This is a genomic window from Citrobacter sp. VF227 (assembly GCF_052950715.1).
Genome location: NZ_JBRFVF010000450.1, coordinates 1 through 457, shown reverse-complemented (window position 1 = coordinate 457; position 457 = coordinate 1). Strand labels below are relative to the sequence as shown.

1 pseudogene is annotated in these 457 nt (G+C 50.8%); it reads right to left on the bottom strand.

Annotated features, from left to right (window positions below):
- Window positions 1–90: 90 nt before the first annotated feature.
- Window positions 91–457 (bottom strand): annotated as a pseudogene (locus ACU8YC_RS27275) (zinc-binding dehydrogenase); the annotation flags it as partial.

The following is a 457-nucleotide window of genomic DNA, read 5'->3' as shown; positions in this document are numbered from 1 at the left end:
TCACGTCGATTCCATGTATTCATCCTGTTTTACCTCTCAGAACGTAATCACGCCTTTAATCACTGCACGGTTGTTGATCACATCCCGCTCCTAGATTTCTGCCAGTGTGGCCAATGCGTAACGGTGCGTGAGCATCATGTCGGCGGTCAATCTGCCTTACGACATCAGGCGGGCGGCTTTGGCGAAATCTTCCGGTGTGGCGTTGCGACTGCCCATCATGGTGGTTTCTTTCTTGTGGAATTCAGTGTCAGAGAACTGCAAATCACCTTTGAACAACCCAACAAAAACGATGCTGCCGCTATGGCGAATCAAATTCACCGTATTGTTCATCGCATGCTGATTCCTCGTGGCATCAATCACCTTTTGCGCCAGCGAACCGCCAAACTGATCACGCATCTGCACATCAAAATCGTCAGCGGACGTATCGATAACCGGGAGCCCCAGTCGGGAAACCACA